This is a genomic window from Acidithrix ferrooxidans, from assembly GCF_000949295.1.
In the GTDB taxonomy this organism is placed as follows: domain Bacteria; phylum Actinomycetota; class Acidimicrobiia; order Acidimicrobiales; family Acidimicrobiaceae; genus Acidithrix; species Acidithrix ferrooxidans.
The window spans coordinates 1-7445 of record NZ_JXYS01000113.1; the positions used below are offsets into that span (position 1 = coordinate 1).

At 47.5% G+C, this 7445-nt stretch carries 5 protein-coding genes and 1 pseudogene; 3 read left to right on the forward strand and 3 right to left on the reverse strand.

Annotation, left to right across the window (positions count from 1 at the left end; translation table 11 throughout):
- A partial coding sequence (locus AXFE_RS15870; protein WP_152626159.1) for a zinc ribbon domain-containing protein occupies positions 1-713 on the forward strand: 713 nt, incomplete at its 5' end.
- A gap of 1001 nt (positions 714-1714) precedes the next feature.
- Entirely contained in the window at positions 1715-2704 is a 990-nt protein-coding gene (locus AXFE_RS15875) for a LacI family DNA-binding transcriptional regulator (RefSeq protein WP_407071694.1), read from the forward strand.
- Between the two features lie 312 nt (positions 2705-3016).
- Here the strand turns inward: AXFE_RS15875 and AXFE_RS15880 are convergent, their stop codons facing one another.
- Positions 3017-3529 carry a gluconokinase gene (locus tag AXFE_RS15880; protein ID WP_052606921.1) on the reverse strand — a complete coding sequence of 171 codons (513 nt, stop codon included), beginning with the start codon at positions 3527-3529 and terminating at the stop codon, positions 3017-3019.
- Positions 3522-4793 carry a lactate racemase domain-containing protein gene (locus AXFE_RS15885; protein ID WP_052606922.1) on the reverse strand — a complete coding sequence of 424 codons (1272 nt, stop codon included), beginning with the start codon at positions 4791-4793 and terminating at the stop codon, positions 3522-3524. The genes AXFE_RS15880 and AXFE_RS15885 overlap by 8 nt, the downstream gene beginning before the upstream one ends.
- A 785-nt stretch (positions 4794-5578) precedes the next feature.
- On the opposite strand from AXFE_RS15885, the gene AXFE_RS15895 reads away from it, so the two are divergent.
- Positions 5579-6244 (forward strand): GNAT family N-acetyltransferase, encoded by a 666-nt coding sequence (locus AXFE_RS15895; protein WP_200891318.1) that lies wholly within the window; start codon positions 5579-5581, stop codon positions 6242-6244.
- A gap of 544 nt (positions 6245-6788) precedes the next feature.
- Here AXFE_RS15895 and tnpA read toward each other — a convergent pair.
- Positions 6789-7226 (reverse strand): annotated as a pseudogene (tnpA, locus tag AXFE_RS21675) (IS200/IS605 family transposase).
- Positions 7227-7445 lie beyond the last annotated feature (219 nt).

A 7445-nucleotide genomic window follows, 5' to 3' on the forward strand; every position in this document is an offset into this window, starting at 1 on the left:
GTCAACTACAGCACAAGATCAGCAAGTGCAAGAATGGATCTAAGAAGCATAAAAGGCTGGTAACTGCGAAGAAGAAGATCAACTCCAAAGCAAAGCTATCGCTTCGTGACTTTGATCATCAGGTTTCCAACAAGGCGGCCAATCACGTCATTAGCCACAACACCGCCAGAGTTATAGTTGGTGACGTGAGGGGCATCGAGAAGGAGACCAAGTCCAAGCGGCGCATGGGCCGCCACGGTCGTCAACAACTCTCCCAGTGGTCAAGGGGTCGACAGGAACGCTACCTCAAAGACAAGACCGGATTAGACCTAGATTTCCTGAACGAATCAGGTTCAACCAAGACCTGTCCAGCGTGCTTGACACGCAATCGACCATCAGGTCGGCCCTACCGATGCAAGAACCCTATTTGTGGTTTTACTTGTCATCGAGACGCTGTAGGAGCGATCAATATCCTCCAGAAGGCGTTATGCGGGGAATACACTCCAATTGGACCGGACATAAAAGTCCGAGTCACGTATCTCCGGGCTGTCGAGCGCTGGTCACTTGATCAACGTGAAGCACACCCCAAGGTGCAGTGCCGCAAGGCCAGAGCCCGAAGTAGTGCCCAGAACCGGGCCTTGTCTGAGGCAACTCAGATTAGCAAGCCGAAGCTAGCAAACTCATCCACCAGTACCGATTCATCGGTACCAGACCAGTTGGTCGTGGTGGCGTGACGGGAGCGATGCTTGGTAACCCCAACCAAACGGCGGAGCCAGAAGCCCCGTCCGTAAGGGCGGGGAGGTTCACGTGATACTTTAGGATTGATCAAGTATCACTACAATCCTTGAAGAAACTCTGATAATTGGCCTCGAACACCAAGGGTGGTGGTCTTAGACATTTGGTAGAACTGCCGTCTTAGCCTAATCACCTAACGAGCTTGGATACCCCGCGAGCCTCGGTTCCTTTAGCCCTTTACTACCAAGTGAGACCTGGCGCTGGCATGATCCAAGTGCTTGCATGAGCCAAGTGCTTTGTAAGGGTTGAGGTCGGTCGGCTCCTCATGGGTCATCTGAGGGGAGTTTGTGGTTAGCTTAAGGACTCATCTTGATCTTAGAACGACACCTCTTGGTAGCAGAGCGCCGAATTTTATAGAGCGCCGAATTTTATAGATAACCTGGTCTAAGGGTAGAATGCCACTGTCTACATCCCCAAGTCACGATCTGGATCGTAGCGGCAACACTAAGGGCGATGTTTGGCTGGATCGATTGCGTGATTGGCATGAGAATGATCATTTTGGCGGGTGGTTTTGGCGGGATGTGGTGACCTTTCCGGTTATAAAAAAGGTTGGATAGGGCCAATTCGATCTTTGGGGTTTGAACGACGCCGTCGGATTTTCAATTTTGTGGGAGCCTTTCGCGATAGTCTTTTTGATTTGTGGGCTGGAGGGATTGATCTTTGATTTTTCCCTGAAAGTTCTAATCCTTTAAATGAACTACAGGTCAAAAGTGACAGAGAGGGTTTGACGCAAAGAGATCGACTGAACCGGTGGACTACTGTGGCTTTAGGCGTTAGAGGCTAGGTAGTTATTTCGAGACTATTTGGCCAGCGCATGGAGTGTTGTAGCGAATGGATCAGGGAATTAGGTCAGCGGTTTTAGGTAAGATGGTCTCGTTGTTAAGGAGATATAGTTGAGGATCTCTACAAGTTTAAAGTTGGATCACAAATTAGCATAACTATAAAAGACATCGCTAGGTTGCTAGACGTCTCCCATACCACGGTCTCTCGTGCCCTGAACGACAGTCCCTTGATTAGTCCGGCAACAAAGAAGAAGATCGTAGAAACCGCGAAGATGCTCAACTACGTCCCAAATTACAGTGCACGTAGCCTTGTCCAAAATAAGTCGTATAACGTCGGCCTTATCTTCTCGACGATCGGGGGTTCTACTTCACCTGACTTTTTCTATGAAACCATAAGCGGAGTTACCTTAGCCATGGAGCCTGGATACAACTTGGTGGTAAATGGGGTGGATTCGCACACTGAACTCGATTGGGTGGATTCGAAGCGCTTCGATGGTATTGTCTTGGTGAGTCAGACCGATAAGGATGACGCCTTCATCTTCTACGCGATGGACAGAGGGATTCCATTGGTAGTTCTCAATAGAAATGTCGCCGTAGATAATCTCGTAAATATTCTCTCTGCCGATCGAATTGGAGCATATAACGCAGTGGAGCACCTAATTGAGCGTGGCCATCGTGAGATCGCTCTAATAGGCGGCGTTCCAGGATTTCAGGCAACGACTGAGCGGCGTGAAGGATACTTTAGCGCTCTTTCGGATAGCGGCATTCCAATTCGAGGTGACCTAATGGCCGATGGTGACTTCACTATGGAGAGTGGGTTTAGCGCAATGACGAAATTGCTATCTGTTGGCGTGTCTCCATCTGCTGTCTTTTGTTTAAATGATGAGATGGCCATTGGGGCCATGAAGGCGATTGTCAACGCTGGCTATCGTGTGCCAGAGGACTTCTCTGTGGTTGGATTTGATGATAGCAAATTTTCTTCATATGTGACTCCATCGTTGACTACGGTGAGACGATCGATAGCCGAGGTGGGTCGGGTTGGAACTTCTAGCCTCATGTCGATTCTCAATGGTAACCAGGTAGATGCTGAAAAGATCTTCATCGCAACGCGCTTTATAGCCAGGGAATCCGTTCGCGCAGTGGGTTAGCTTGGCTCATTTCGATGAAAGTCGTTGAATGGTACCTTCAGCGAGACAGTGACGTCGGTTTGGCTGTGCTGAATAAGAGACTTACCGAATAAGGGCCGTGCTGGATGGGTTCCGCCATAATCGCATTTCGATCATGCGCCATGGCTCGTCCATCCGTGAAGGTTCGTCGTAGCAGGGCTGTGGCTAAATGAAGATTGTCGATCTTTCGTTAATATAGAGATCTCGTCAAAAGAGTGACGGTTAGTCGAATTTCGCGTTATTACTCCATTTGTCAGTAATGTTGTTTAGATTGCCATATTGACATTTTTTCGACTAGTTCACCATCCTCATTTTATATTCGGTGGTTATGGAGTCGAGTAGGGCATCTATTGGTGAAGTTGCATCGATCTTCAAGAGATCATCTGACTCTTCTAATATCTCAAATTGGGATTGAGCTAGTGTGGCGGGCATGAAGTGATTGGATCGAGCGGATAATCTTGAGAGCGACTCCTCGATTGGAATTGAGAGCAAAACCATCAACGGTCTGGGGTCGGCTTGGCTAACTACTAAATCGCGATATTTCTTCTTCAAAAGCGATGCACCAACTATCACAGGGGTGCCGCTTTGGTTCGCTTGGGTAATCTTTGCCTGGATTTTTCGCAACCAAGTTGTTCTATCGTCGTCATTAAGGGGCGTGCCACCTTGCATCTTGGCGATAGCATCTGGGCTGTGGAGGTCATCGCCATCGATGAATTGATATCCAAGACGCTCACCTAGAACATTGCCTATAGTTGACTTTCCTGCGCCGCTAACACCCATAACTAAGATTGAAGGACGATTAGACATCTTTAGCCCTCCAGAGTGCGACTCCTGGTTGAAAGATATGGATGCACCCGTTCTCGTCGTATTCAAAGAGATTGCTCTCGCTCGGTTGTTTGAACCCCTCATCACTGTCGATGAAGCTAAAGCCTACGCCCTCTACCTTCTTGCGTCCGAGAAGCGGTGCATAGTACTCGACTTTGAATCTACCAAAGGTGGAGCCGTGTAATATATGAGCAGCACCTGCAAGGTTGCCCTCGAGCACGCCATCTTTGCGCATCAACTCTATCGCTTCATTGCCATGATAGCCATATCTCTTGATGATCGACTCCAACCCTTGCTCTTCTCCAAATCGATCGATACCCAGAGCAAATATTTTAAGAGTTGCATCGTCTCCTAGGGCAAGTCTGGTTCGATAGATCGCCTTGTTGCCTATCCAAGTCGACTTGTATATCGCAGGATCAAGGTAGGCGTAGATCTCCGATTGCTTTTGCGGGAGATCAAAGATATTCGTTTGAGCTGAGATCTGGGCTCCTTCCTCGAAGCCTCGATCCCTCGGACTATCCCCAGTGGCTAACGACAAAGAGATATAGGTCAGTTTTTTGGACTCCTCTGCCTGTGGGTTGAGCACAGTGTCTACGAAGAGTATCGGAGCGCTCTTTTGTAGTAATACTTCAATTGCATTATTTAGAAGGTCGCGTACAGCTGTCTTTGGGTTTCCTAGAGTCCTTTCAATTCCCCAAAGGGCTGAAAGAAAGTGGCTAGCCTCAATAGTTGGCCTTCCTCCGAGTCCGACAAGGACATTTTTCACCCCACCCGATATTCCAATGACCTCATGTGGCAATAGTTGACCGATAGAGATGAAGAGGTCGAATTCGTCTGATAGGAGGTGGCGGTTGATGGAAATTGGAAGATCAAAGAGCCCTTCCATCTCCATAGTTTCCTCAACGACGTCTTGAGAGATGGAACCAACAGCTTCTGTCTGATGGATAAAGTCATGATCGATAAAGCTCGCTGGTTCAAAGGAGCGATACATCGTCTCTTTCTCGAAGTTACTCATTCCAACGTGAGTGCCAAGAGCCGGAATTATCGCTTTGATTCGATCTCCAAAGATGTGGTGAATAATATCAGCAATTTCGCCACTTTTAGAGTGCAGACGAGAAAAGTCCGGTCCAACTATTGCGATTGATCGGTGGTTGATTTTGGCAGCTAATTCCTTAATTAGCGATATCAAATCAGATCTTTCTATCCCGCCTGGGTTAGAAATCATTATTGATTTATCATTATCCATAATTTCTCATTTTGTAGATATTTTTAGTTAATAGTCTAATCGAAAGAGAGCGCACTTGATTGAGATTGTGATTCATCTCATGAGTGTTCTTTTGAATGGGAGATCTTAAAAATGCTGCGATTTCTCCAGCTGCGATCTCTTCAACGGGATAAAGGTAAACAAAGCTAGTTGGTGTTTTGAGCAAGATTTAGCCACGTTCATCACTCTTGTCATTGAGAAGGCTTCGATAAGCCGGCTAGCAGTTTTGAGCATTGTGATTCACTGGTCCTTCCTTGAGGACAAGGCTTAGGGTGACAAGGTTGACGTGAACTGGCTATACGCGCGAACTAGTCGTACACGCATAAGGTTGACTCACGCAGAGGGCTGATTCATACAGAAATTATCGAACGTGTACAAGAAATAACAACGTTTGGATCTTTCTTTCTTCTCGACGACTGGCTAGAGCGAGCGACTATGGACATGTAGTAGGGGAGCGTCCATAGTGGCGAAGGAATTTGGTGAGGAACTCCAAGTGCAACAGGTCAATTCGTGCAATAGGTGAACTTGCACAACAGGTCAATTCGTAGATGTTGGTCAGGCTTTCTAAGGATTGTTTTGTAGTTGATGTGGTTGAGTCGTGGCTTGGGGTGACCTAGGTTTCAGCTTGATTATGAATCGGCATCAGCCTTGAAAGCGCGTAGTTGCTTCTCATTGGTTTTGGTTTTTCTTTAGAGAGGGGAGTCGCTGGTCTAGATCCAACTGCAAGTTTCCCATGACGTCGACGGTCAAAGAGGTAGGATTTAGAGATGCAAGGAAAAGATAGCAGCCAAATCGATAGAGATGAACAAGTTGATTTAGAGATGGTCAACAGCCTCAGTAGCGTCCGTGTAGCTTCTTTGTCTGATCTCGATGGGATCGTAGAAACCCTCACCTTAGCTTTTTTCGACGATCCGTTATGGGGTCCCGTTTTCCCAGATGTTACACGCCGAGCTCAACAGGCGGCTTTATTCTGGCGACTACTTAGCGCTTCGGCGGGACGATACCCCTGGACCTTTGTCACTGAACACATCGAATCGGTTGCGATCTGGATTCCTCCAGGCGGCGTAGAGCTCACGAGCGAGGAGGAAGCTGCCTTCGAAGAGTTCCTTGTTGAGATTGCGGGCCGTAAAGATGCAGACAATATCATTGCTATCAACGAATTATTCGCAGAATCTCATCCCATTGAGCCACACTACTACTTAAGCCTGCTTGCCACGCACAATCAACACAGGGGTCACGGTATGGGAATGGCTCTTCTGCGCGAGAACTTGGCTCGAATAGATGAGCTTGGTGCTTGTGCATACCTTGAGTCGACTAATCCAGCCAACAATGAACGTTATAAGAGTGTCGGCTTTAGCGTTCATGGTAGTTTCATTGTTCCATCGGGGCATGTTGTAACGACAATGTGGCGGCCCGCCAAATCATATAGCTGAGATTCTTATCGTTTGATATTGAGTGGGATTTTGAAACTATAATGAGATTTAGTGACCTCTGTCTTGACGATGCGAGTGGAGGGCTACTGGGCTGAGAAGCTTTAGGGCAACTCAATCCCTCGCCGAATTATTGGCTCTAGATATTGGCTGTGGCTCTAAATACTGGCTGTGGAAAGTGGTTTGAGTGGTCAGAATTCGAACGGCCTCAATTTCTAATCAAACGGTGCCACTTACTTGATTGATCAATCAACTTGGTCGATGGGTCGATATCTTGTGGAGATTTACAAACGCGTCAGATAGGTTTTGCGATTTCCAAACGCCCTTTATTGATGATAAAGCTTTTTTATCGCGAGCTCTCCGGGGGTATGAACACTTTTTCGTAGTCGATCCTTTTGAACCAACGGGAGCGCAATCGGTTTCCGTAAGGGAGGGGTCAAGCGACCTAATTCTTTTTCGGTCTACCTGATTTACCTCTTGGGAGTTTCTGGTTTTCTATGTACTTCTTCACTTCCTCTAATGGGGCTCCACCACAAGACACTATCGACTAGGAGGGCGACCAAAAGTGCTCCCCCCACAAAGCCTCTCGGACTTCCGGCCAGTTCTTTGCCCTTACTCTCATGGCGATAAGTGTCTTCATGGACATCACCAGTCTCGACAGGGCAACTTTAGCTGCGTTGGTGATCAGTAGGTGGGTAGGTGATCAGTAGGTGGGTAGGTGATCAGTAGCTGCGTTGGTGATCAGTAGGTGGGCATGATCGCCGTCTGTCTCAAAAGCATCAAGGGTGGAATCGAAACGAGTACACACCTCAAGAATCGCAGATCTGATCTCGTCACTAACTCTCTCGGTCATGACATTACGTCGATATTTAGGTACCAAGACGATGTGTGCATGTAATTGATATACCACATGCCTTCCATTGCGCCAATCATCGTCATGTAGTGAAATATAGTCCTTAGTAGATAATGCTATATTAGTTATCAAATGGCTAGTAAAAGCGCAGAGTATACAACAGCTATCGTGTCCGTCACTCTGACAGGGGCCTCTTATCGTCTAGCCCATGACTCGTGCCATAGGGCAGCATTGTTATGGANCCAAGCGGTCAATTGGGTCCATGGCGAATGGAAAGCCAAGCGCTCTCCTAATAAGTACGACATTCAAGGGTTTCTCAACTCGATACCTCGCCAAGACCGTCCATTACAC